The sequence below is a fragment of the Citrobacter sp. Cm046 genome (assembly GCF_030333065.1).
Lineage (GTDB): Bacteria > Pseudomonadota > Gammaproteobacteria > Enterobacterales > Enterobacteriaceae > Citrobacter > Citrobacter murliniae.
In genome coordinates this window covers 259594-284452 of the sequence record NZ_JAOWGP010000043.1, presented here as the reverse complement: position 1 = coordinate 284452, position 24859 = coordinate 259594, and the positions used below count along the sequence as shown (strand labels likewise).

Below are 24859 nucleotides of genomic sequence, written 5' to 3'. Positions count from 1 at the left end.
TTATGTATTTCTGGAGTAAATCACCATGTCTGAAGGCTGGAATATTGCCATTCTGGGCGCAACGGGCGCCGTCGGCGAAGCCCTGCTCGATACACTGGCTGAACGCCAGTTCCCGGTCGGTGAGATTTATGCGCTGGCACGTAACGAAAGCGCCGGTGAGCACCTGCGTTTTAATGGTAAATCGATCGTTGTTCAGGATGTTGCTGATTTTGACTGGACACAAGCGCAACTGGCATTTTTTGTCGCTGGAGTGGAGGCAACAGCCGCGTGGGTGGAAGAAGCAACCAACTCAGGTTGCCTGGTTATTGACAGTAGCGGGCTGTTTGCTCTTGAGCCGGATGTCCCGCTGGTCGTACCGGATGTTAACCCGTTCGTACTGGCGGATTATCGCAACCGCAATGTGATTGCCGTCCCGGATAGTCTGACCAGCCAGTTGCTGACTGCGCTGAAACCACTGATTGATGACGGCGGGCTTTCTCGTATAACGGTCACCAATATTATTTCAGCTTCTGCACGCGGTAAAAAGGCGGTGGATGCGCTGGCAGGGCAGAGTGCGAAGCTGCTCAACGGGATCCCTGTCGATGACGATGATTTCTTCGGGCGTCAACTGGCGTTCAATATGTTGCCATTACTGCCGGATCGTGAAGGCAGCGTGCGTGAAGAACGTCGGATCGTCGATGAAGTGCGGAAAATTATGCAGGACGATGGTCTGCTGGTCTCCGCAAGCATAGTGCAGTCGCCAGTGTTTTACGGCCATGCACAAATGGTGAACTTTGAAGCCCTGCGGCCGCTGGCGGCAGAAGAGGCTCGTGATGCGTTTACCCGCGGCGAAGACATCGTTCTGTCGGAAGAGACGGATTATCCTACTCAGGTTGGTGATGCTTCTGGTACTCCCCATCTTTCGGTCGGCTGCGTACATAACGATTATGGTATGCCGGAGCAGATTCAGTTCTGGTCTGTAGCCGATAATGTGCGCTTTGGTGGCGCGTTAATGTCGGTAAAAATTGCTGAAAAACTGGTGCAGGAGTATCTGTACTAATGTCTGACCTGCAACAACTGCCAACACATAAAATTGCGCTGGGTATAGAGTATGATGGCAGCAAATATTATGGCTGGCAGCGCCAGAACGAAGTGCGTAGCGTTCAGGAAAAACTGGAAAAAGCGCTCTCACAAGTCGCCAATGAACGCATTAATGTATTTTGTGCGGGGCGAACGGATGCAGGCGTTCATGGAACGGGGCAGGTGGTGCATTTTGAAACCACCGCGCAACGTAAAGATGCGGCATGGACACTGGGTGTAAATGCGAATTTACCTGGTGACATTGCCGTGCGCTGGGTGAAGGCTGTGCCGGATGATTTTCATGCACGATTTAGCGCCACGGCTCGCCGTTATCGCTACATCATCTACAATCATCGGTTACGCCCGGCGGTTCTGGGGAACGGTGTGACGCATTACTATGAACCGCTGGATGCTGAACGTATGCATCGTGCGGCTCAGTGTCTGATTGGTGAGAATGATTTCACTTCGTTTCGGGCAGTGCAGTGCCAGTCGCGCACACCGTGGCGCAACGTGATGCACATCAACGTCACGCGTCACGGCCCATATGTGGTGGTCGATATCAAAGCAAATGCCTTTGTACATCATATGGTCAGGAATATTGTCGGTAGCCTGATGGAAGTAGGTGCCCACAACCAGCCGGAGAGCTGGATAGCAGAGTTGTTAGCGGCGAAGGACAGAACGCTGGCAGCGGCAACGGCGAAGGCGGAAGGACTGTATCTGGTTGCGGTAGATTATCCAGATCGGTTTGACCTGCCTAAACCGCCAATGGGCCCGCTGTTCCTGGCGGACTAATTCGAGTCGTAAAAGGCATAAATATGGACCTGATTTACTTTCTGATCGATTTTATCCTGCACATAGATGTGCATTTGGCTGAACTGGTAGCGGAATACGGTGTTTGGGTTTACGCCATTCTGTTTCTGATTCTGTTTTGTGAAACAGGACTGGTAGTGACGCCGTTCCTGCCGGGCGATTCTCTGCTGTTTGTCGCCGGAGCGCTCTCTGCGTTGCCAACCAATGATTTGAATGTTCATCTGATGGTGGCGTTAATGATTGTGGCGGCGATTGTTGGCGATGCGGTGAACTACACTATCGGTCGACTGTTCGGCGAAAAACTTTTTAGCAATCCGAATTCCAAAATTTTTCGCCGCAGCTACCTGGATAAAACCCATGCGTTTTATGCACGTCATGGTGGCAAAACGATTATTTTGGCGCGTTTTGTCCCTATCGTGCGTACATTTGCGCCGTTTGTGGCAGGTATGGGGCATATGTCCTACCGCCATTTTGCAATGTATAACGTCGCAGGCGCGCTGCTGTGGGTATTGCTGTTTACCTATGCAGGCTATCTGTTTGGCGATCTGCCGGTGGTACAGGAGAACCTGAAATTATTGATTGTGGCGATTATCGTCCTCTCCGTATTGCCCGGCGTTATTGAAGTGATTCGTCACAAGCGTGCTGCGTCACGTGCTGCAAAATAGAAAGTAACTCAGCGGTTCGACCACTTTTTTATCCAAAGTTTCGGGCTGTTATGTTTTAATGTGCAACATTCATGGTCTGTTGGGGGCAAAAATGGCATTATGCGCCCCTTATAACAAAGCTGACTAAGGTTCAGGCAGAAAGGTCACCAATGAGCTGGATTGAACGAATTAAAAGCAACATTACTCCCACCCGCAAGGCAAGCATTCCTGAAGGGGTGTGGACCAAGTGTGATAGCTGCGGTCAGGTTTTATACCGTGCTGAGCTGGAACGTAATCTTGAGGTCTGTCCGAAGTGTGACCATCATATGCGCATGTCGGCGCGCAATCGCCTGCATAGCCTGTTAGATGAAGGTTCTCTTGTGGAGCTGGGTAGCGAGCTTGAGCCGAAAGACGTGCTGAAGTTTCGTGATTCCAAGAAATACAAAGACAGACTGGCTTCTGCGCAGAAAGAAACCGGCGAGAAAGATGCGCTGGTGGTAATGAAAGGTACACTTCACGGTATGCCGGTCGTTGCTGCAGCATTCGAATTCGCTTTTATGGGCGGTTCCATGGGGTCTGTGGTTGGTGCCCGTTTTGTCCGTGCCGTTGAACAGGCGCTGGAAGACAACTGCCCGCTGATCTGCTTCTCCGCTTCCGGCGGTGCGCGTATGCAGGAAGCGCTGATGTCACTGATGCAGATGGCAAAAACCTCTGCTGCACTGGCGAAAATGCAGGAACGTGGTTTACCGTACATCTCTGTACTGACCGACCCAACCATGGGTGGGGTTTCAGCAAGCTTCGCGATGTTGGGCGATCTCAACGTTGCTGAACCGAAAGCACTGATCGGCTTTGCTGGTCCGCGTGTTATCGAGCAAACCGTACGTGAGAAATTGCCGCCGGGATTCCAGCGCAGTGAGTTCCTGATTGAAAAAGGCGCTATCGATATGATCGTTCGCCGCCCGGAAATGCGCCTGAAACTGGCGAGCATCCTGGCGAAGCTAATGAATCTTCCTGCGCCGAATCCGGATGAGCCACGTGAAGGCGTGGTGGTACCTCCGGTACCCGATCAGGAATCAGAGGCCTGATAGTTTACTCTATGGATTTCGAGTTGCAGGAAGGCGGCAAGAGAGTGAATCCCGATGAACTTACACTGGTAAGTGATTCGGGTGAGCGAGTGCAGCCAATATCCCTGCAACTTGAAAGGCGACGAGTATAAAAGGGCAGGGCCGGTCGGCGCTGCCTTTTTCTTTTCTCACCGTAGCGAATTACATAAATCATGGACAATAAACGTATCCCTCAAGCCACGTCGCCCCTGGCGTCGTGGCTTTCTTATCTGGAAAACCTGCACAGTAAAACCATCGATTTGGGCCTTGAGCGTGTCAGCCAGGTTGCGGCGCGGCTGGGTATTCTTAAACCGGCTCCATTCATCTTCACGGTGGCGGGAACCAACGGTAAGGGTACAACCTGCCGCACGCTGGAGTCCGTACTGACGGCAGCCGGATATAAAGTCGGTGTGTACAGCTCTCCCCATCTGGTGCGCTACACAGAACGTGTTCGTGTGCAGGGAAATGAGTTACCGGAAGCGGCCCACACAGCCTCATTTGCTGAGATTGAAGCCGCACGCGGTGACATTTCCCTGACCTATTTTGAATATGGCACGCTGTCGGCGCTGTGGCTGTTCAAACAGGCACAGCTTGATGTGGTGATTCTGGAGGTTGGCCTGGGTGGGCGTCTGGATGCCACGAATATTGTCGATGCTGATGTCGCGGTGGTTACCAGTATTGCGCTCGACCATACTGACTGGCTGGGACCTGATCGTGAAAGTATTGGTCGTGAGAAGGCCGGCATTTTCCGTGCCGAAAAACCGGCTATTGTTGGCGAACCTGAAATGCCTTACACCATTGCAGATGTCGCGCAAGAGACCGGAGCGAATTTGCAACGATATGGCGTGGACTGGCGCTATGCTGTAACGGACAATGACTGGTCCTTTACGGACTGTCACGGTACGCTGGCGCACCTGCCGTTACCACAGGTTCCACAACCAAATGCCGCAACTGCACTGGCTGCCCTGCGGACAAGTGGACTTAATGTGAGCGAGCAGGCGATTCGTGAAGGTATCGAGTTGGCTATTTTGCCGGGACGCTTCCAGATTGTGAGCGAGTCGCCACGTGTTATTTTTGATGTCGCCCATAATCCTCATGCGGCGGAATATCTGACCGGGTGTCTGAAAAAGTTAGTGAAAAACGGGCGCGTACTGGCGGTTATCGGTATGCTACATGATAAAGATATTGCAGGTACGCTGGCCTGGTTGAAAAGCGTGGTTGACGCCTGGTATTGTGCTCCCCTGGAAGGTCCGCGGGGCGCGACAGCAGAACAACTGCTGGAGCATTTGGGCAAAGGCGAAGCCTATGGCAGCGTTGCTCAGGCATGGCATGCTGCGCTGGCAGATGCAAAACCAGAAGATACCGTGTTGGTGTGTGGATCGTTTCACACTGTCGCACATGTCATGGAAGTGATAGACGTGGGGAGAAGCGGTGGCGAGTAAGTTTCAGAATCGATTAGTTGGCACAATTGTGCTGGTGGCGCTTGGGGTGATTGTGCTTCCCGGGTTGCTTGACGGGCAAAAAAAACATTATCAGGATGAGTTTGCGGCGATCCCTCTGGTGCCTAAACCTGGCGATCGCGATGAGCCAGACATGATGCCTGCGGCAACGCAGGCGCTGCCGACGCAACCGCCAGAAGGCGCGGCAGAAGAGGTGCGTGCAGGTGATGCTGCTGCGCCGTCACTGGATCCGTCACGCCTGACTGCGGCAAACAGTGCGGAGTTTGATCCCATACCTGCGCCTGTCGAACAGCCGAAACCAAAACCGAAGCCGCAACCACAGCCTGTTGCACCCGCACCTGCACCTGCACCTGCGCCAACGCCTAAACCGGCAGTTGCGGAGACTCCGACCCCAACCGGGAAAGCGTACGTCGTGCAACTCGGTGCGCTGAAAAACGCCGATAAGGTCAATGAGATCGTTGGTAAACTTCGGGGAGCTGGCTTCCGGGTATATACTTCCCCGTCAACGCCAGTACAGGGTAAAATAACCCGCATTCTTGTCGGGCCTGACGCCTCCAGAGATAAGCTGAAAAACTCGCTCGGCGAACTGCAAAAGATCTCCGGTTTGAGTGGGGTCGTGATGGGTTACACCCCGAACTAAACCGTGGTGCCAGCATCGCTATCCTGCACGGGATTGTGCCTGATGGCGGTGTGCTGGCAGGCTTACAGTGTTGCTGTGTTGTGAGCCGGATAAGGTGCTTGCACCGCCATCCGGCAGTGCCCGAAGAGGCAAAAAGTTCGATGGCGTTGATGATTTTTTCAGCGCCATTTTTATTTACGCGTGGAAAGGAAATCCCTACGCAAACGTTTTCTTTTTCTGTTAGAATGCGCCCCGAACAGGACGACAGGGCGTAAAATCGTGGGACACTTATGGTCTGGATTGATTACGCCATTATCGCGGTGATTGGTTTTTCCTGTCTGGTTAGCCTGATCCGTGGCTTTGTTCGTGAAGCATTATCGTTGGTGACTTGGGGTTGTGCTTTCTTTGTCGCCAGCCATTACTACACTTACCTGTCTGTCTGGTTTACGGGCTTTGAAGACGAACTGGTTCGAAATGGGATTGCTATCGCGATACTGTTTATCGCGACACTTATCGTCGGCGCTATCGTTAATTTTGTGATAGGCCAACTGGTGGAGAAAACAGGCCTGTCGGGTACCGACAGGGTGTTGGGGATCTGCTTTGGTGCTCTGCGAGGAGCGTTGATCGTCGCCGCCATTCTGTTTTTTCTCGATACGTTTACCGGTGTGTCGAAAAGTGAAGACTGGAGCAAGTCACAGTTGATCCCGCAGTTCAGTTTCATCATCAGATGGTTTTTTGACTATCTGCAAAGCTCGTCAAGTTTCTTGCCCAGACCCTAACGGTTCTGAGATGTGGCTTAACGAGGAAAAGACGTATGTGCGGTATTGTCGGTATCGCCGGTGTTATGCCGGTAAACCAGTCGATTTATGACGCGTTAACGGTGCTCCAGCATCGTGGTCAGGATGCCGCTGGCATCATCACCATTGATGCCAACAACTGCTTCCGTTTGCGAAAGGCAAACGGAATGGTGAGCGACATTTTTGAAGCTCGCCATATGCAGCGTTTGCAGGGCAATATGGGCATTGGCCATGTGCGTTACCCAACGGCTGGCAGCTCCAGCGCCTCCGAAGCTCAACCTTTTTACGTCAACTCACCATATGGCATTACGCTTGCCCACAATGGCAACCTGACCAATGCGCATGAGCTGCGTAAAAAGCTGTTTGAAGAAAAGCGTCGCCACATCAACACCACTTCAGATTCTGAAATTCTGCTGAATATTTTCGCCAGCGAGCTGGATAACTTCCGTCACTATCCGCTGGAAGCCGATAATATTTTTGCGGCTATCGCCGCAACTAACCGCCAGATCCGCGGCGCATATGCCTGCGTGGCGATGATTATCGGTCACGGGATGGTCGCTTTCCGCGATCCTAACGGTATTCGCCCACTGGTGCTTGGCAAACGCGATATTGGCGATGGTCGTACCGAATACATGGTTGCCTCCGAAAGCGTGGCGCTGGATACGCTTGGTTTTGAATTCCTGCGTGACGTTGCACCTGGCGAAGCGGTGTATATCACTGAAAAAGGCCAGTTGTTTACCCGTCAGTGTGCGGATAATCCGGTCAGTAATCCGTGTCTGTTCGAATACGTCTACTTTGCGCGTCCTGATTCTTTCATCGACAAAATTTCCGTCTACAGCGCCCGTGTGAATATGGGGACTAAGCTTGGCGAAAAAATTGCCCGCGAGTGGGAAGATCTGGATATTGACGTCGTCATCCCGATTCCGGAAACCTCTTGTGACATCGCGCTGGAAATAGCCCGTATTCTTGGCAAACCGTATCGCCAGGGTTTTGTGAAAAACCGCTATGTGGGGCGCACTTTTATCATGCCGGGTCAGCAGTTGCGCCGTAAATCTGTACGCCGTAAGCTGAATGCTAACCGTGCTGAATTCCGTGATAAGAACGTGTTGCTGGTGGATGATTCTATCGTGCGCGGCACCACCTCAGAACAGATTATCGAGATGGCGCGTGAAGCCGGGGCGAAGAAGGTGTACCTGGCCTCTGCCGCACCGGAAATCCGCTTTCCGAACGTCTACGGTATTGACATGCCAACGGCGACGGAGCTAATTGCTCACGGGCGCGAAGTGGACGAGATCCGCCAGATAATTGGTGCTGACGGTCTTATCTTCCAGGATCTGAACGATCTGATTGAAGCCGTGCGCGCTGAGAACCCGGATATTCAGCAGTTTGAATGCTCGGTGTTTAACGGTGTGTATGTCACTAAAGACGTCGACCAGAAGTACCTCGATTTTCTTGATTCCCTGCGTAATGACGACGCCAAAGCAGTACTGCGTCAGAACGAAGCTGAAAACCTCGAGATGCACAACGAAGGTTAATGCTCTACAGCAAGCAAGGGGGAGAAGTCCCCTTGCTTGCAACTCCCCGTAAAATCCTGCAAAGTCAGCCCTGAAACAAGAAAGGGCGGTTAAACATGAAACGACTCATCATAGGGATCAGCGGCGCTAGCGGCGCAATTTATGGCGTGCGCTTGTTGCAGGTGTTGCGTGACGTTGCTGATGTGGAAACCCATCTGGTGATGAGCCAGGCGGCGCGACAGACGCTGGCACTTGAAACGGACCTCTCTGTACGCGACGTGCAGGCATTAGCGAATGTAAATCATGATGCGCGTGATATCGCCGCCAGTATTTCATCCGGCTCGTACCAGACGGCTGGAATGGTTATCCTGCCATGTTCAATTAAAACGCTATCTGGCATTGTCCACAGCTACACCGATGGGCTGCTCACCCGTGCAGCTGATGTTGTGCTAAAAGAGCGCCGCCCTCTGGTGCTGTGCGTGCGTGAAACACCTCTGCATCTGGGACATCTGCGTCTCATGACGCAGGCGGCGGAAATTGGTGCTGTGATTATGCCGCCCGTACCGGCGTTTTACCATCGCCCTCAGACGCTTGATGACGTGATTAATCAAACGGTTAATCGTGTGTTAGACCAGTTTGATATCTCTCTCCCTCAGGACCTGTTTACCCGCTGGCAGGGGGCATAAGCTGCTCTGTCAGCGTGCAACTCTGTATTCGTTGCCCTGTTTCAGGGCAATTTTGTAACCGCGATCATATCCTCAACATTTAATTCGTTAAAACTCAACGAAACGCTGCGGTTCAACCGTCATACCTGCTATCTTCAAAATCAGGACAATATTGCAACGTTTTATTAACATATTTAACGTCGAATATCCTCATCGACGCGAAAATGGCATAAGACCTGCATGAAAAAGTCTGCAAACACACAACACAACGTAAAACATAATAAAATTACGCCACTTGAGGGTTATGTATGAAGAAGACGGTTCTTGCTTTGTCTTTGCTGGTAGGACTTTCCGCAACCGCGGCCAGCTACGCAGCACTTCCGCAGACAGTTCGTATTGGTACAGATACAACCTACGCCCCTTTTTCCTCTAAAGATGCGAAAGGGGATTTTGTCGGGTTTGATATCGATCTCGGAAATGAGATGTGTAAGCGTATGCAAATCAAATGTACCTGGGTTGCCAGTGACTTTGATGCGCTGATCCCATCGCTGAAAGCGAAAAAAATTGATGCCATCATCTCCTCGCTTTCTATCACCGAGAAACGCCAGCAAGAGATTGCTTTCTCAGACAAACTCTACGCAGCAGACTCACGTCTGATCGCGGCGAAAGGTTCTCCAATCCAGCCGACTCTGGATTCTCTGAAAGGTAAACACGTTGGGGTACTGCAAGGCTCCACCCAGGAAGCCTATGCCAATGACACCTGGCGCAGCAAAGGCGTGGATGTAGTGGCATACGCGAACCAGGACCTTATCTATTCTGACCTGACAGCAGGGCGCCTCGATGCGGCATTGCAGGATGAAGTTGCTGCCAGCGAAGGCTTCCTGAAACAGCCAGCAGGTAAAGACTATGTGTTTGCTGGTCCTTCGGTAAAAGATAAAAAGTATTTCGGAGACGGAACCGGAATTGGTTTACGCAAAGATGACGTGGAACTGAAAGCTGCTTTTGATAAAGCGTTGGGTGAGCTGCGTCAGGATGGCACCTACGACAAAATGGCGAAAAAGTATTTTAACTTTAATGTCTACGGCGACTGATACGCTGAAACGGGAATTGATTGCACCATAGAGGCTAACCATTACGGTGCATAATAAATCCAGTGCACTGTTTTGGTGCTTTTATCGCTGTCTTAATGAGCATGATTGCATACTTAAGCGCTTTTCATGCAAAAAAATATTGCCGGCAAGGTAGAATGCTTTGCCTTGTCGGCCTGATTAATGGCACGATAACTGCACCTGGTCCTGTAAAGATCCCCTATAAAAGACAGTCTGTTGAGGATAGTTATGAAAAAACTGGTGTTGTCTCTTTCTCTGGTCCTGGCTTTCTCCAGTGCTACCGCAGCATTTGCAGCCATTCCGCAAAAAGTCCGTATCGGTACCGATCCTACTTATGCCCCGTTTGAATCGAAAAATGCGCAGGGTGAACTGGTTGGTTTTGATATTGATTTGGCAAAAGAACTCTGCAAACGCATTAATACACAATGTACCTTCGTGGAAAACCCGTTGGATGCGCTGATCCCTTCGTTAAAAGCGAAGAAAATCGACGCTATCATGTCTTCGCTTTCCATTACTGAAAAACGTCAGCAGGAAATTGCTTTTACCGACAAACTTTATGCAGCGGATTCTCGTCTGGTAGTTGCTAAAGATTCTGATATCCAGCCGACAATCGAGTCGCTGAAAGGCAAGCGTGTCGGTGTTCTGCAGGGCACTACCCAGGAAACATTCGGTAACGAGCACTGGGCGCCAAAAGGCATTGAAATTGTCTCCTATCAGGGGCAGGACAATATCTATTCTGACCTGACTGCCGGACGAATCGACGCCGCGTTCCAGGATGAAGTCGCTGCCAGTGAAGGCTTCCTGAAGCAACCTGTAGGTAAAGATTACAAATTCGGTGGCCCGTCTGTGAAAGATGAGAAACTGTTCGGCGTGGGTACCGGAATGGGGCTGCGCAAAGACGATAACGAACTGCGCGAAGCACTGAATAAAGCATTTGCAGAAATGCGTGCTGACGGTACTTACGAGAAACTGGCGAAAAAGTACTTTGATTTTGATGTTTACGGCGGTTAATCACCGCAGGTGCTGATAAAGCCCGTAGATTGTTGATCGACTTATTGCCTGATGGCGACTGCGCCTTATCAGACCTACGACGAAAGCATGTAGGCCTGATAAGCGAAGCGACATCAGGCATAAAACGTGTCGAGACAACATATCAAAAGAGGCTCATTACTTCACCACACACAACAGGACAGGCAGCATGTTGTATGGCTTTTCAGGTGTTATTTTACAGGGCGCGATTGTTACGCTCGAGCTGGCTCTCAGCTCAGTAGTGCTGGCGGTCCTGATAGGTCTTGTCGGCGCGGGAGCGAAGCTTTCGCAAAGTCGGGCAATGGGGCTAATTTTCGAAGGGTACACGACGTTAATACGTGGAGTACCCGATCTTGTCTTAATGCTGCTCATATTCTACGGGTTGCAGATTGCGCTTAACACCATAACCGACGCAATTGGTATCAGCCAGATTGATATCGATCCGATGGTGGCGGGTATTATCACGCTCGGTTTTATCTACGGGGCCTATTTTACCGAAACCTTTCGCGGTGCGTTTATGGCTGTGCCCAGAGGCCATATTGAAGCGGCAACTGCATTCGGTTTTACCAGTTCACAGATATTCCGCCGCATTATGTTTCCGGCGATGATGCGCTATGCATTGCCGGGAATTGGTAATAACTGGCAGGTTATTCTTAAAGCCACGGCACTGGTTTCTCTGCTCGGACTTGAAGACGTGGTGAAAGCCACTCAGCTTGCGGGTAAGAGCACCTGGGAGCCGTTCTACTTTGCCGTGGTGTGCGGCGCTATCTATCTGGTGTTTACCACTGTTTCTAACGGTGTGCTGCTGTACCTTGAGCGCCGCTACTCCGTGGGTGTGAAGAGGGCTGACCTGTGATTGAGATTATTCAGGAGTACTGGAAATCCCTGCTATGGACCGACGGCTATCGTTTCACCGGCGTGGCGATAACGCTGTGGTTGCTGATCTCATCTGTGGTAATGGGTGGCATCCTGGCGCTGTTTTTGGCGATTGGTCGTGTTTCCAGCAATAAGTTTATCCAGTTTCCCATCTGGCTATTTACCTATATTTTTCGTGGAACACCGCTTTACGTTCAGTTGCTGGTGTTTTATTCCGGAATGTACACGCTGGAAATCGTTAAAGGGACAGACTTCCTCAACGCGTTTTTCCGCAGTGGCCTTAATTGTACCGTGCTGGCGCTAACGCTAAACACCTGTGCCTATACCACAGAGATTTTTGCCGGGGCAATCCGTTCGGTACCTCATGGCGAGATTGAAGCCGCGCGTGCCTATGGCTTCTCTTCATTTAAAATGTATCGCTGTATTATTTTGCCTTCAGCATTGCGTATTGCGCTGCCAGCATACAGCAATGAAGTCATTTTAATGTTGCACTCAACGGCGCTGGCATTTACGGCGACGGTGCCGGATTTGTTGAAAATCGCCCGCGATATCAACTCGGCAACTTACCAGCCGTTTACCGCATTCGGTATTGCCGCCGTACTGTATTTGATGATTTCGTATGTCCTGATCAGTCTGTTCCGTAAAGCGGAAAAACGCTGGTTGCAGCATGTCTCCTCTAAATGATTCGAGTAACACGATGTCTGAAAATAAATTAAACGTTATCGATTTACATAAGCACTACGGCGAACATGAAGTGCTGAAAGGGGTATCGCTGCAGGCCAACGCGGGTGATGTTATCAGTATTATTGGCTCGTCAGGTTCCGGTAAAAGTACGTTCCTGCGCTGCATTAACTTTCTCGAAAAACCGAGCGCCGGGTCGATTGTGGTCAGTGGTCAGAATATTGGCCTGGTACGCGACAAAGACGGTCAGCTCAAGGTGGCGGATAAAAACCAACTTCGTCTGTTACGTACGCGACTGACTATGGTCTTCCAGCACTTCAACCTGTGGAGCCATATGACGGTGCTGGAAAACGTCATGGAAGCGCCGATTCAGGTGTTAGGTTTAAGCAAACAGGAAGCTCGCGATCGCGCGGTGAAGTATCTGGCCAAAGTCGGTATTGATGAACGCGCCCAGGGTAAATATCCGGTACATCTGTCCGGTGGACAACAGCAGCGTGTATCTATTGCTCGCGCGCTGGCAATGGAGCCGGAAGTGCTGCTATTTGATGAGCCGACTTCAGCCCTTGATCCGGAGTTGGTCGGTGAAGTGCTGCGCATTATGCAGCAACTGGCCGAAGAGGGAAAAACCATGGTGGTCGTCACCCATGAAATGGGATTTGCCCGGCATGTCTCCACGCACGTTATTTTCCTGCATCAGGGGAAAATCGAAGAAGAAGGCGATCCGGAGCAGGTATTCGGCAACCCGCAGAGTCCACGTTTGCAGCAGTTCCTGAAAGGGTCATTGAAGTAGTACTGCTGTACCGTCCAAAATGCCCGGGGGCACCTCACTTCCGGGCTTATAAACCCCGTGCTGGACACTCCAGACGATAGACACAGTCGTCATACCGTATGCCATTCACTTCGTATGCTTGCTCGAGTACCTGGGTGAGTACAAAACCTGTCTTTTCCAAAATGCGTACTGACCTCGTATTCTCGGCTAACACATATGCGTTTATCGCGGTGACTCCTGCCTGCTGAAAGGCGTAATCGCACACAGCACGGACTGCCTCGCTGGCGATACCTTTTCCCTGTGCCTGTGGGACGACGGCGTAGCCGATATCTGCTTCCTGAGGATAAAGATGACTAATTTGTAAGCCAATATCGCCCAACGGCGTATTGTTATTATGTTCACGGATAACGAAGGAATGCTTAGCGGAAAGGCGTCTGGCAAACAGTAAGCGCGTTTCTTTTGCCGTGGAGATGTCAGCCATATAACGCATTATTTCCGGGCTTTCACGCAGCCTGAGGAAAAATGACCAGTCAGAGAGTTGATATGCAGAGAGGATAAGTCGGGGAGTCGTTATTATCGCCATAAAGTCGCTATTAAATGTCGCCATTGAGGTAGTCAGTTTTATAACCTTACCACCACAATAGCGACAGTGAACAGTCAGCAGAGATTATCGAAGGACATCCGCCAGCGCTTCTTCCAAATCATACCAGCGAAATGCAAAACCAGCGGCTTCCAGGCGCTTGGGTAACGCTCGCTGCCCGCCGAGGACCAGCACCGATGATTCCCCCATCAGTAACCGCATGGCCGTTGCAGGGACGCGCACGATAGCAGGTCGGTTCAGGGCATGACCCAGCGCGTGGGCGAACTGCTCGTTACGTACCGGGTATGGTGAAACCATATTGAAGGGGCCGTGCAGATCGTTATCCAGCAGCCAGATAATACCGTTCACCATATCGTCAATATGGATCCAGGCAAGATATTGGCGTCCGTTACCGATAGGACCGCCCAGGCCAAGACGAAATGGTGGAACCATTTTTGCCAGGATCCCGCCAGCAGGAGCCAGCACAACCCCTGTACGTAGCAAACACACGCGTGTTCTGTCGCTTTGCGTACTGCTGGCAATGTTTTCCCATTGAGCGCACAACTTATGGGTAAACTCGTTATGCGGTGGCTCTTCTTCTGTGACGACTACCTCGCCAAGGTCACCGTAATATCCTGCCGCGGAACCCGATATCAATACCGTTGGTGGTGTGTCGCTGGCCCTGATTAGATCGACCAGTTTCTGCGTAATACCCCAGCGGCTCTGGCACAGTCGCTCTTTTTGCTCAGCAGTCCAGCGCTTATCCGCGATAGGTTCACCGGCAAGGTTAATGACAGCTTCAATTCCATTGAGGTTGTGTTGGTCCTCAAGCCCTTTCCAAATAGTGACCCGTGAATCCAGGATCTGGCGGGCCTTATCGGGGGTACGTGTCACTACGGTTATCTGATGCCCCAATTCCAGCAGACGGGGGATCAGATGGCGTCCAATCAGGCCAGTACCGCCAGTAATCAGAATCTGCATGTCGCCTCCCGGGTAACGATTAGCGCTGCCAGCTCAGCGTCATGGAAACGGAGTCGGCATAACGCAATGCGTGAAGTTTATCGATCTCTACTTCAGCATAAGTGACCCAGTGATGTTCGCGTGCGATATCGAGCACATCTTGAGTTAATTTTTCTAATAATGAGAAGCGGTTACTTTCCACATGTTGAATTATGCTCTTGGTAATCGTGCGGTAATTCAACGCATCGTTGATATCTTCACTGGTACGGGCTTTGTCTGCCGGATAGTGGATGGCGATATTGATGACGATATCCTGCCGGTTGAGGATCTCCTCTTCTTTGATGCCAATAAAGGTGCGCAGACGAAGGTTTTTTATACGAATAATAGCGTCAGGTTGTGACATTGCAGGTTTCCTCCATGTATGAACCTCTGCATGATACACGAGAACCTAATCGCGTTACTTCTTCTCACTGAGCAGTTTGCTGCATCGCGCGTTCCGTGGCGGGACGCGTACGGATACGCTCGTACCAGTTATTGACTGCCGGATAAGTATCGAGATCGATACGTTGCCGCTGGTGGGCGTTAATCCAGGGCCAGCAAGCGATATCCGCAATACTATAATGATCGCCACCCAGCCAGGGTGAAGTTTCCAGACGCTTATTCATCACGTTATACAATCGGTGGGTCTCAACCTGATATCGTTCAATGGCGTAAGGGATCGTCTGCGGTGCGAAGTGATTAAAGTGGTGATTTTGGCCCAGCATAGGACCTAATCCGCTGACCTGCCAGAAAAGCCACTGTAGCGTGGTATGGCGTTCTCGCAATTCACCACTTAGCAGCTTTCCGCTCTTCTCCGCCAGGTAGAGCAAAATTTCACCAGATTCAAACAGACTGATCGGTCTTCCGCCATCTTCCGGGGCATGATCGACAATTGCAGGAATTTTATTATTTGGCGAAATAGCCAGAAAATCGGGATGAAACTGATTACCTTTGCTGATATCCACATGAATTAAACGGTACTTCAACTGCGCCTCTTCCAGAAACAGCGTGATTTTATGTCCGTTGGGCGTTGGTGTGTAGTAGAGGTCGATCATTTTCAGCGTCCGTTTTGTCACCTGGTCACTACAAGTATAGAACCTGCTGACGAGCGTGAGTTTTCATCAAGTGACAGAGTGAGAAAGACTCTATATTTTGAAAGTAAGCCAATACATCTCTGAGGATATTATGAGCAAACCTGCAATTACGCTGTGGTCAGATGCAAACTTTTTCTCCCCGTACGTGTTGTCCGTATATGTTGCTCTACAAGAGAAAGGGCTGCCTTTTACGCTGAAAACAGTAGATCTCAACCATGGCGAACACTTACAGCCTTCATGGCAAGGGTATGCCCTCACGCGCCGTGTACCGGTTCTCGAGATCGACGGTTTTGAACTGAGTGAATCATCGGCAATTGCCGAGTTTCTTGAAGATAGCTTCGCGCCGCCGCAATGGGAGCGGATTTACCCTCACGATATCCAGAAACGCGCTCGCGCCCGCCAGGTTCAGGCCTGGATCCGTAGCGATCTCATGCCGATTCGTGAAGAGCGTTCAACGGACGTGGTCTTTGCCGGTGTAAAAAAACCGCCGTTGAGTGAAGCGGGGAAGGCGAGTGCGGAAAAATTGTTTGCCACAGCGGGCAACTTACTGGCCCATGGGAAACAGAATTTATTTGGTGAATGGTGTATTGCAGATTGCGATTTAGCGCTCATGCTTAATCGTCTGGTCCTTAACGGAGATGATGTTCCTGAGCAGTTAGCGGAATATGCAGCGTTCCAGTGGCAGCGTGCATCGGTACAACGTTTTATCGCGCTTTCCGCGAAGCGTTCCTGCTGATCATCGGGGCGTAATCCAGTATCATTGAAAGGTAATTTTCAACGAGGAGTGAGTGATGAAACTGATGTTCGCATCGGACATTCATGGTTCGTTGCCAGCCACGGAGCGCGTACTTGAGAGGTTTACCCAAAGCGGTGCGCAATGGCTGGTGATATTGGGTGATGTTTTAAACCACGGGCCGCGTAATGCGTTGCCGGAAGGCTATGCGCCGGCGCAGGTTGCCGAGCGTTTGAATGAGCAGGCATCGCGTATTATTGCGGTGCGCGGCAACTGTGACAGCGAAGTGGATCAGATGCTCCTGCAATTTCCGATAACTGCGCCGTGGCAGCAAATTCTGACAGATAATCAGCGCCTCTTTTTGACGCACGGACATCTTTTTGGCCCGGAAAATCTTCCGCCCCTGAGTGCCGGAGATGTGCTGGTTTATGGGCATACTCATTTGCCGGTTGCAGAACAGCGTGGGGAGATTTATCACTTTAACCCTGGTTCGGTCAGCATCCCGAAAGGGGGTTTTACGGCAAGCTACGGGATTCTGGATGATAATGTTCTCAGAGTAATGGCACTCAATGATCAAAGTATCATTGCGCAGGTCGAGATTAATCCGTAATTTACCCCACAAACGTAAACGCGCCGTAAGAGCGCTAGAAAAAAGAAGGTTTCCTGATGGTGGAACAGCGTCGTTTGGCAAGTACGGAATGGGTGGATATTGTGAATGAAGACAACGAAGTCATCGCACAATCCAGCCGGGAACAGATGCGGGCGGAACGCTTACGTCATCGTGCAACGTATATCGTTGTGCATGATGGTATGGGTAAAATTTTGGTTCAGCGCCGCACCGAGACAAAAGACTTTTTGCCTGGCATGTTGGATGCCACAGCAGGTGGCGTCGTTCAGGCAGATGAGCAACTTCTCGAATCGGCCCGTCGCGAGGCAGAAGAAGAGTTAGGCATCGCGGGCGTACCGTTTGCCGACCACGGGCAGTTTTATTTTGAAGATAAAAATTGTCGGGTTTGGGGGGCATTGTTTAGTTGTGTATCTCATGGGCCGTTCGCGTTGCAGGAAGAAGAGGTTAGCGAGGTTTGCTGGCTGACACCGGAAGAAATTACGGCGCGCTGCGACGAATTCACGCCGGATTCACTGAAGGCGCTGGCGTTGTGGATGACCCGCAACGCCAAGAATGAGTCCGCGACTAAGTCGTCAGAGACCCAACAAGAAAAGCAGGAAGAGGCGGAGTAGAACCTCAACAGCTATCTCGCATGCATAAACTGGAGGCGATCTGTTTTTGATCGCTCCAGTTTCCATCCTGAATTCTCGCCAGCAATGCGCGCCCGGCCTCAAGACCAATCTTACGATGTGGTACAGCCATTGTTGTCAGTGGCGGTTGGCAGACTTTGCTCACATCGCTATTGCCGAACCCCACGACAGCAAGATCATCAGGAACTTTAATACGTCGCCGCTGACATTCGTACAATACGCCGCAGGCCAGTTCATCTGACACACAGACCAGCGCGTCCAGTTCCGGCCAGGCGAGAATAAATTCGGGAAGTTGTGACGTTCCGGTAGAAAAAACCGGGGGTAATGCGGCATTAATCACCCGATTTGGTGACATATGATGACGCAACATCGCTTTATACCAGCCTTGTAAATGTTGCTGAAAAATCCACTGCTCCTGATTGGCACATAACAGGCCAATGTTCTGGTAGCCACGCTGAATCAGCATCTCAGTCAGTTCAAACATAGCCGCGACGTTATCAATGCCGATATTCATATCGATGGGGTCGCTACGAATGGCACCGATTTCCATAACCGGAATAGACGCATTTTTCAGCCAGTGCCGCACGGTGTCGTTGTGTTCGACGCTAAGCAATATTGCGGCTGCAATATTTGAGGCAAGCAGTGTTTCCAGTAGTTTTTCTTCCTGCTCAAGACGATTGCGGGACTCTGCCAGCATTATCTGGTATCCGGCTGGCTGTAAAATTTCCTGCAACCCCGCGAACATTTCTGAACAACCTGCCTCAGCCAGATTAGGCACCACCATGGCAATTGTGCGTGATGAAGCTGATGCCAGCGCACTTGCCGCAAGATTAGGCATATACCCGAGCTCATGCACCGCCGCTTCAATTTTTTCTCTGAGTTTATCGGATACCTGTTCAGGGGTGCGTAATGCACGGGAGACGGTCATAGTGCCAACACCAGCAAGCTGAGCAACATCGGCGATGGTCACTTTTCCTGTACTACGCCGTTTTCGAGTTAGAGACATACAAATTCCTGCTTAATTACAACCAGTTGAGCTGTTTTTTTATTGTCATTCTTTGCTTCGCGTAAAGGGCAGTATACGCCTTAAATCATTTTTTTTGCTGTGATTTCACTCAGTAATCGTATTTTGATAGCGCTATCACATAACCGAACGATATCTTTTGATAGCGCTATCTTTGTGACTACGATCGCAGATATGGTTTCAGTGGTTGAATAAAGTTTGTCCATATTGAGCGAATGCTAAGGAGGAAAAGTGCTGAGTACCTGGTTAACGGATAGAACCATTATGCTGTGCGAAAGCGTAGAGGATTGGCCGCAGGCTCTGGAGCTTTGTGCCAGACCCTTGCTGAATGCGGGAGTCATTACGTCTGATTACCTCACTGCCATTGTCGCGCAGCACCATAAGTTAGGCCCTTATTATGTGCTGGCTCCGGGTCTTGCGATGCCCCATGCCAGGCCAGAAGAAGGAGCGAAAGACTTAGGTTTGTCGCTGCTGAAATTAAAGCAAGGTGTTTCATTTGGTGCAGGAGAGTTTGATCCAGTTGATATTATTATTATGCTGGCCGCTCCAGATAAACACAGCCATATTGCCATGATTTCTGCCCTTGCTGAGTTATTTTCAAGTGATAAAGAACTTGCGCAATTACATAGTGCTACAACACGGGAGGAAATTAAAAAAATTATTTCACGCTTCTGATTTAAGTCCAGATTGAATGTTATGAAACATTACGCGTGAGCGTGATGCGGGTGTACTCTACTAAAAAGGTGATAACAATGAAAATCATGGCTATTTGTGGCTCTGGCCTGGGCAGCAGTTTTATGGTTGAAATGAATATTAAAAAAGTCCTCAAAAAACTCAATATTGAGGCGGAAGTCGAACACTCCGATCTCTCCTCCGCCACGCCAGGGGCCGCCGACCTGTTCGTCATGGCTAAAGATATTGCTGCCAGCGCCAGCGTACCAGAAGCACAACTGGTAGTGATTAATAATATTATCGATATCAATGAACTCGAAGCGCAGCTATGCGCATGGTTCGATAAACAATAACTGTATATGTGCGTAATCACTCAGACTGCATTTCGGCAGTTTGACTGCCCATGTGCATAAAGCGAGGTGGATATGTTTATCCTTGAAACGCTAAATTTTGTTGTTGATATACTGAAAGTACCCTCTGTGCTGGTAGGATTAATTGCCTTAATTGGCCTGGTTGCGCAGAAAAAGGCTTTTTCTGATGTTGTTAAAGGTACTATTAAAACTATTCTTGGATTTATTGTGCTTGGTGGTGGGGCTACCGTATTGGTTGGTTCATTAAATCCATTGGGCGGGATGTTTGAGCACGCTTTTAATATCCAGGGTATTATTCCCAATAACGAAGCGATTGTCTCTATTGCACTAGAAAAATACGGTGCCTCGACGGCGCTTATTATGGCATTTGGGATGGTGGCCAATATTATTGTCGCCCGTTTTACTCGATTGAAATATATCTTTTTGACCGGGCATCACACCTTTTATATGGCCTGTATGATCGGCGTAATCCTGACTGTGGCAGGATTTGACGGGGCGGGGCTGGTCTTTACGGGGTCACTGATTCTCGGGCTGGTCATGGCCTTTTTCCCTGCACTGGCGCAGCGTTATATGCGCCGTATCACAGGCAACGATGAGATTGCTTTCGGTCACTTCGGCACGTTGGGATATGTGCTCTCAGGCTGGATTGGAAGCGTGTGCGGTAAAGGCTCTCGCTCAACAGAAGAGATGAATCTGCCGAAGAATTTAAGCTTTCTGCGTGACAGTTCTATCTCTATTTCCCTGACCATGATGATCATCTACCTGATTATGGCAATTAGCGCCGGGCGGGAATACGTTGAAAGTACCTTCAGTGGTGGGCAGAACTATTTGGTTTACGCCATCATCATGGCAATTACCTTTGCTGCAGGGGTGTTTATCATTCTGCAAGGGGTGCGCCTGATTCTGGCGGAGATCGTGCCGGCCTTTACCGGTTTTTCTGAAAAACTGGTGCCTAATGCCCGCCCTGCACTTGACTGTCCGGTAGTCTATCCCTACGCCCCTAACGCTGTATTAATTGGTTTTCTGTTCAGCTTTCTCGGTGGTCTGGTGGGGCTGTTCTTGCTTGGGCAGATGAAGCTGGTGTTAATTTTGCCGGGCGTGGTGCCACACTTTTTCACTGGGGCAACTGCGGGGGTATTTGGTAACGCCACCGGTGGGCGTCGTGGGGCAATGATTGGCGCTTTTGCTAATGGCCTGCTAATCACTTTCCTGCCCGTACTTCTTCTACCTGTACTGGGTGCAATCGGCTTTGCCAACACGACCTTTTCAGATGCTGACTTTGGTGTGGTAGGCATTGTCCTTGGCAACCTTGCTCGCTATTTGTCCCCTCTCGCTATCACTGGTCTGGTTGTCGCGCTCTTTGCGTTACTGGTTGCCTGGAACGTGTTCGCTAAAAACAGAACGGCAGCGGGTAATGCGCCGGAAAATAATGGAGCCAAATCATGAATGTGAATGAAGTTACACAACTGGCGAAAGAGATCCGCATCGCCACGCTGAAATCGCTGACGCATCTGGGGTTTGGCCATTTTGGCGGCAGTATGTCGGTCGTGGAAGCGTTGGCCGTCCTGTATGGTGCAGTGATGAAAATCGACCCCGCCGATCCGGACTGGCCGGAACGTGACTATTTCGTCTTATCCAAAGGTCATGCGGGGCCGGCACTGTACAGTACTCTTGCGATCAAGGGGTATTTCCCGATTGAAGAATTGAGCACGCTGAACCAAAACGGTACTCGTTTGCCCAGCCATCCGGACAGGCTTAAAACGCGTGGTGTAGACGCTACCACTGGCTCGTTAGGACAGGGCATATCTATCGCCGCTGGGATGGCGTTATCCCATAAGCTGGCAAAGCGTCCGAATCGGGTATTTTGCATTGTTGGCGATGGCGAACTGAACGAAGGTCAGTGCTGGGAGGCGTTTCAGTTTATTGCGCACCATAAGCTGAATAACCTGACGGTGTTTGTTGACTGGAATAAACAACAGTTAGATGGCGAACTGGATGACATCATTCGCCCGTTTAGCCTGGAGGACAAATTCACGGCCTTTGGTTTTGAGGCGATCACGGTGAAAGGGGATGATATTGCAGGCCTGCTGACTGCAGTGCAGTCGCGTCTGAATGAAGAGACTCGACCTCGGATTGTTATTCTCGACAGTATCAAAGGACAGGGTGTGCCATATCTGGAACATCTCAGCAATTCCCATCACCTGCGTCTGACGGAAGAAATGAGACAGGCGTTGAATGAAACCGTTCATCATCTGGAGGCCACGCATGATTAAGCTCGCGCCCGCAGGGCAAAAAGATAACGTAGAGATGCGTAAGGTATATGCCGGATTCGTGGCGAAAGAAGTGGCAGCAGGAAGCCCGATTATTGCTCTTGAAGCCGATCTGATGAGTTCGATGGCAATGGACAGTGTGGCGCGGGATTACCCACAGCACGTTATTAACTGCGGCATCATGGAAGCCAATGTGATTGGTACTGCCGCTGGACTGGCATTAACGGGGCGTAAACCGTTTGTGCACACTTTCACTGCATTTGCCAGCCGTCGTTGTTTCGATCAGCTGTTTATGTCACTGGACTATCAGCGTAATAACGTGAAGGTGATCGCTTCAGATGCCGGGGTTACCGCTTGTCACAACGGAGGTACGCACATGTCCTTTGAAGATATGGGGATTGTGCGCGGCCTGGCGCATTCGGTGGTACTGGAAGTGACGGATGCTGTGATGTTCGACGATATCTTACGCCAGCTTCTGGAGCTTGAGGGCTTCTACTGGGTACGCACAATCCGTAAGCAGGCGTCGAGTATCTACGCGCCAGGATCGACATTTACGATCGGCAAAGGGAATGTTCTGCGCGAAGGCGAAGATGTCACGCTAATAGCCAACGGGATTATGGTTGCAGAAGCGCTGGAAGCCGCACGACAACTGGAACACATAGGGGTAAATGCGGCAGTCATCGATATGTTTACTCTGAAGCCTATTGATAGGATGTTGGTGAAGAACTATGCCGAGAAAACGGGACGAATTGTGACCTGTGAAAACCACAGTATTCATAATGGACTGGGGTCAGCAGTGGCTGAAGTGCTGGTGGAAACGTGCCCGGTACCGATGCGTCGGGTTGGTGTCAAAGAACGTTATGGTCAGGTTGGGACACAGGATTTTTTACAGGAAGAATATGGACTCACCGCCGCGGCGATTGTTGAGGCAGCGAAATCATTAATGTGAAGGAACGCCCCTTGTCATAGGTGACAAGGGGCTTATTTTTAATGATATCCCATTATCTGCGCGCCTATCACCACCACGCTGGACATAATAAACAGCAGCCCCAGCAGCGTTGCTCCCACCTTCAACCAGTTGCGGAAGTCCACCCGGCAAACGCCCAATGTCGCCATAAGTGACGCGGATGTTGGATAGATAATATGGCTGAAACCATCACCAAACTGGAAAGCGAGAACGGTAACCTGGCGGTTTACACCGACTAAATCACCGAGAGGCGCCAATAACGGCATAGTCAGCGCCGCCTGGCCTGAGCCGGAGGTGACAAAGAAGTTAAATACTGCCTGAAATAGCAGCATAAACCATGCAGCGATAGCATTGTCCAGACCGCTGATACCGTTGGCAATACTGTGCAGGAGAGTATTTAACACACTGGCATCCCCCGCCTCTCCATTGCCCACAAGCAGTAAAATACCCTTGGCAAAACCAACCAGCAGGGCAGGGGCAATCATCATCCGCGCACCTTCGGTAAACGACGAGGCCATAATGTTGACCGTCATACCATTGAGCCGGAAGATAACGCCAATAATGCCTATCACCAGACCCATGGTGAAGAACTGGCTGGCGATTTCAGGAATGAACCATGCGTTGACAATCACGCCCCAGACAACCCAAATCATCACGCCGGCAAGTACTAACAATACCAGCCAGTCGCCCAGAGTGAAACGCCGCTCCACGACGTCATCCTGCTGCTCGCGGAAGAAACGATCGGATTCATGAACGCGTGAAAGTAGAGGATTCTTTTTGATGCGTGATGCGTAGGCGAGGGTGAAAGTGAGACTAATCAGGGTCGCAACGACCCATACCACGATACGCAGGCCAGAGCCGGAGAGCACCGGTACACCCGCAATGCCTTGCGCGACAACCACACAGAACGGATTCATCCACGAGCTGGCAAAGCCAATTTGGGTGGCGATGTAGGTAACGAGCACAGTGGTGATACTGTCGTAACCCAGGCGTACCATGAGCGGTGCAATGATAATGGCAAAAGCGACAGCCTCTTCTCCCATGCCAAATACAGCACCACCTAATGAGAAGAGAATAAACAGCACCGGGATAAACAAGACCTCGTTACCCCGCGTATGACGGATAAGCGCCAGGATGCCGTTATCAATGGTTCCTGTACGCATAACAATGCCAAATGCGCCGCCAATTACCAGCATAAACATAATGATGCCAACGGCAGTGCCAAATTTTGAGCCGGAGGTTAAACCTTCAAACGGAAAGTTCATCAGTCCGGGACTTTCATCGCCGGTGGTGAAAAACTTAACCCGATGGTACTGCTCTTCACCCGCATCGTTGGTCAGTATACGAAACGAGTGGGGATCGACCACTTTCCGGGTTTTGGTCTGCCCATCAACCTGGTACTGCACCTCCTGGCTGTCGAACATGCCGACGGGTACAACCCAGGTCGCCAGGCTGGTTAAAATGGCAACGAAAAATATGATCACCAGCGTATCGGGCATTGCCCATTTCTTAGCGGGTTGTGATTCTATTACTGCAGACATGAAGAGCTATCCCTGTTGCAAAGCAAAGAGGCTAAGTATGCAAACAGGAGAATAGTTATTCATTGATGCAGCGCAGTTAAGCAAATATTTCAGAAATTACTAATTGGAATAACAGGCATAAAAAAACCGGAAATATCAGCTATTTCCGGTTTAAAGAACCACTATCTGTAGGCCAGACTGGACGCGTTCACGTCACCATCTGGCGTACAAAGCAGA

Annotated in this window: 28 protein-coding genes; 22 read left to right on the top strand and 6 right to left on the bottom strand. The window is 50.6% G+C overall.

Annotated features, from left to right (window positions below; all coding sequences use genetic code 11):
* Positions 1-25 precede the first annotated feature (25 nt).
* From OGX98_RS17125 to hisP, 14 genes are all read left to right on the top strand, one after another.
* Positions 26-1039 (top strand): aspartate-semialdehyde dehydrogenase, encoded by a 1014-nt coding sequence (locus OGX98_RS17125; protein ID WP_045445697.1) that lies wholly within the window; start codon positions 26-28, stop codon positions 1037-1039.
* Positions 1039-1851: a tRNA pseudouridine(38-40) synthase TruA gene (gene truA / locus OGX98_RS17120; RefSeq protein ID WP_045445694.1), complete on the top strand. Its 813-nt coding sequence runs from the start codon at positions 1039-1041 to the stop codon at positions 1849-1851. Before OGX98_RS17125 ends, truA begins: the two co-directional genes overlap by 1 nt.
* A gap of 23 nt (positions 1852-1874) precedes the next feature.
* Positions 1875-2534, top strand: coding sequence for a DedA family protein (locus tag OGX98_RS17115; protein WP_045445690.1), 660 nt, complete (start codon positions 1875-1877; stop codon positions 2532-2534).
* 149 nt (positions 2535-2683) lie between these two features.
* Positions 2684-3598: an acetyl-CoA carboxylase, carboxyltransferase subunit beta gene (gene accD, locus OGX98_RS17110; protein WP_045445687.1), complete on the top strand. Its 915-nt coding sequence runs from the start codon at positions 2684-2686 to the stop codon at positions 3596-3598.
* A gap of 191 nt (positions 3599-3789) precedes the next feature.
* On the top strand, positions 3790-5058 hold the full coding sequence (folC, locus tag OGX98_RS17105) for a bifunctional tetrahydrofolate synthase/dihydrofolate synthase (RefSeq protein ID WP_286595630.1): 1269 nt from the start codon (positions 3790-3792) through the stop codon (positions 5056-5058).
* Complete coding sequence (gene dedD / locus OGX98_RS17100; protein ID WP_286595629.1) at positions 5048-5716, top strand: cell division protein DedD; 669 nt, start codon at positions 5048-5050, stop codon at positions 5714-5716. The genes folC and dedD overlap by 11 nt, the downstream gene beginning before the upstream one ends.
* A gap of 269 nt (positions 5717-5985) precedes the next feature.
* The gene (cvpA, locus tag OGX98_RS17095) at positions 5986-6474 is read left to right on the top strand and encodes a colicin V production protein (protein ID WP_045445679.1); all 489 of its coding nucleotides are present in this window, start codon (positions 5986-5988) and stop codon (positions 6472-6474) included.
* A 35-nt stretch (positions 6475-6509) separates the two neighbouring features.
* Positions 6510-8027 carry an amidophosphoribosyltransferase gene (gene purF, locus OGX98_RS17090; RefSeq protein WP_045445676.1) on the top strand — a complete coding sequence of 506 codons (1518 nt, stop codon included), beginning with the start codon at positions 6510-6512 and terminating at the stop codon, positions 8025-8027.
* Between the two features lie 95 nt (positions 8028-8122).
* Positions 8123-8692, top strand: a complete 570-nt coding sequence (locus OGX98_RS17085; protein WP_045445673.1) for a UbiX family flavin prenyltransferase — start codon at positions 8123-8125, stop codon at positions 8690-8692.
* 287 nt (positions 8693-8979) lie between these two features.
* The gene (gene argT / locus OGX98_RS17080) at positions 8980-9762 is read left to right on the top strand and encodes a lysine/arginine/ornithine ABC transporter substrate-binding protein ArgT (protein WP_045445670.1); all 783 of its coding nucleotides are present in this window, start codon (positions 8980-8982) and stop codon (positions 9760-9762) included.
* A 246-nt stretch (positions 9763-10008) separates the two neighbouring features.
* Positions 10009-10791, top strand: coding sequence for a histidine ABC transporter substrate-binding protein HisJ (gene hisJ, locus OGX98_RS17075; RefSeq protein WP_045445667.1), 783 nt, complete (start codon positions 10009-10011; stop codon positions 10789-10791).
* A gap of 187 nt (positions 10792-10978) precedes the next feature.
* A complete protein-coding gene (locus OGX98_RS17070; protein ID WP_045445664.1) occupies positions 10979-11665 on the top strand; it encodes a histidine ABC transporter permease HisQ in 687 nt (228 codons plus the stop codon).
* On the top strand, positions 11662-12369 hold the full coding sequence (hisM, locus tag OGX98_RS17065) for a histidine ABC transporter permease HisM (protein WP_045445661.1): 708 nt from the start codon (positions 11662-11664) through the stop codon (positions 12367-12369). Before OGX98_RS17070 ends, hisM begins: the two co-directional genes overlap by 4 nt.
* Before the next feature lie 13 nt (positions 12370-12382).
* Positions 12383-13156, top strand: a complete 774-nt coding sequence (gene hisP, locus OGX98_RS17060; RefSeq protein ID WP_003028114.1) for a histidine ABC transporter ATP-binding protein HisP — start codon at positions 12383-12385, stop codon at positions 13154-13156.
* A 46-nt stretch (positions 13157-13202) separates the two neighbouring features.
* Here the strand turns inward: hisP and OGX98_RS17055 are convergent, their stop codons facing one another.
* From OGX98_RS17055 to yfcG, 4 genes are all read right to left on the bottom strand, one after another.
* Positions 13203-13718, bottom strand: coding sequence for a GNAT family N-acetyltransferase (locus OGX98_RS17055; protein WP_286595677.1), 516 nt, complete (start codon positions 13716-13718; stop codon positions 13203-13205).
* A gap of 84 nt (positions 13719-13802) precedes the next feature.
* The gene (locus tag OGX98_RS17050; protein WP_286595628.1) at positions 13803-14696 is read right to left on the bottom strand and encodes a TIGR01777 family oxidoreductase; all 894 of its coding nucleotides are present in this window, start codon (positions 14694-14696) and stop codon (positions 13803-13805) included.
* 19 nt (positions 14697-14715) lie between these two features.
* A complete protein-coding gene (folX, locus tag OGX98_RS17045; RefSeq protein WP_284096341.1) occupies positions 14716-15078 on the bottom strand; it encodes a dihydroneopterin triphosphate 2'-epimerase in 363 nt (120 codons plus the stop codon).
* Positions 15079-15142: 64 nt separating this feature from the next.
* Positions 15143-15769: a GSH-dependent disulfide bond oxidoreductase gene (yfcG, locus tag OGX98_RS17040; protein ID WP_045445636.1), complete on the bottom strand. Its 627-nt coding sequence runs from the start codon at positions 15767-15769 to the stop codon at positions 15143-15145.
* Between the two features lie 130 nt (positions 15770-15899).
* On the opposite strand from yfcG, the gene yfcF reads away from it, so the two are divergent.
* From yfcF to yfcD, 3 genes are read left to right on the top strand one after another with little or no spacing between them, the layout of a single operon-like run.
* Positions 15900-16544 carry a glutathione transferase gene (yfcF, locus tag OGX98_RS17035; RefSeq protein WP_286595627.1) on the top strand — a complete coding sequence of 215 codons (645 nt, stop codon included), beginning with the start codon at positions 15900-15902 and terminating at the stop codon, positions 16542-16544.
* A gap of 55 nt (positions 16545-16599) precedes the next feature.
* Positions 16600-17151, top strand: a complete 552-nt coding sequence (yfcE, locus tag OGX98_RS17030) for a phosphodiesterase (RefSeq protein ID WP_045445630.1) — start codon at positions 16600-16602, stop codon at positions 17149-17151.
* Positions 17152-17207: 56 nt separating this feature from the next.
* Complete coding sequence (gene yfcD, locus OGX98_RS17025; RefSeq protein ID WP_045445627.1) at positions 17208-17780, top strand: NUDIX hydrolase YfcD; 573 nt, start codon at positions 17208-17210, stop codon at positions 17778-17780.
* A 4-nt stretch (positions 17781-17784) separates the two neighbouring features.
* Here yfcD and OGX98_RS17020 read toward each other — a convergent pair whose 3' ends face one another.
* Positions 17785-18804, bottom strand: a complete 1020-nt coding sequence (locus OGX98_RS17020) for a LacI family DNA-binding transcriptional regulator (protein ID WP_045445624.1) — start codon at positions 18802-18804, stop codon at positions 17785-17787.
* A gap of 249 nt (positions 18805-19053) precedes the next feature.
* Here OGX98_RS17020 and OGX98_RS17015 point away from each other — a divergent pair, with 249 nt between their 5' ends.
* The 5 genes from OGX98_RS17015 to OGX98_RS16995 all read left to right on the top strand — a co-directional run bounded on the left by OGX98_RS17015 (position 19054) and on the right by OGX98_RS16995 (position 23084).
* Complete coding sequence (locus OGX98_RS17015; RefSeq protein ID WP_045445621.1) at positions 19054-19497, top strand: PTS sugar transporter subunit IIA; 444 nt, start codon at positions 19054-19056, stop codon at positions 19495-19497.
* A 77-nt stretch (positions 19498-19574) separates the two neighbouring features.
* A complete protein-coding gene (locus tag OGX98_RS17010) occupies positions 19575-19847 on the top strand; it encodes a PTS sugar transporter subunit IIB (RefSeq protein WP_045445618.1) in 273 nt (90 codons plus the stop codon).
* Between the two features lie 72 nt (positions 19848-19919).
* On the top strand, positions 19920-21311 hold the full coding sequence (locus OGX98_RS17005; protein ID WP_048220983.1) for a PTS ascorbate transporter subunit IIC: 1392 nt from the start codon (positions 19920-19922) through the stop codon (positions 21309-21311).
* Positions 21308-22138: a transketolase gene (locus tag OGX98_RS17000; RefSeq protein WP_048220984.1), complete on the top strand. Its 831-nt coding sequence runs from the start codon at positions 21308-21310 to the stop codon at positions 22136-22138. The genes OGX98_RS17005 and OGX98_RS17000 overlap by 4 nt, the downstream gene beginning before the upstream one ends.
* Positions 22131-23084: a transketolase family protein gene (locus tag OGX98_RS16995; protein ID WP_045445608.1), complete on the top strand. Its 954-nt coding sequence runs from the start codon at positions 22131-22133 to the stop codon at positions 23082-23084. Before OGX98_RS17000 ends, OGX98_RS16995 begins: the two co-directional genes overlap by 8 nt.
* Positions 23085-23122: 38 nt before the next feature.
* Here OGX98_RS16995 and yfcC read toward each other — a convergent pair whose 3' ends face one another.
* Entirely contained in the window at positions 23123-24643 is a 1521-nt protein-coding gene (gene yfcC / locus OGX98_RS16990) for a putative basic amino acid antiporter YfcC (protein WP_286595624.1), read from the bottom strand.
* Positions 24644-24859: the final 216 nt, after the last annotated feature.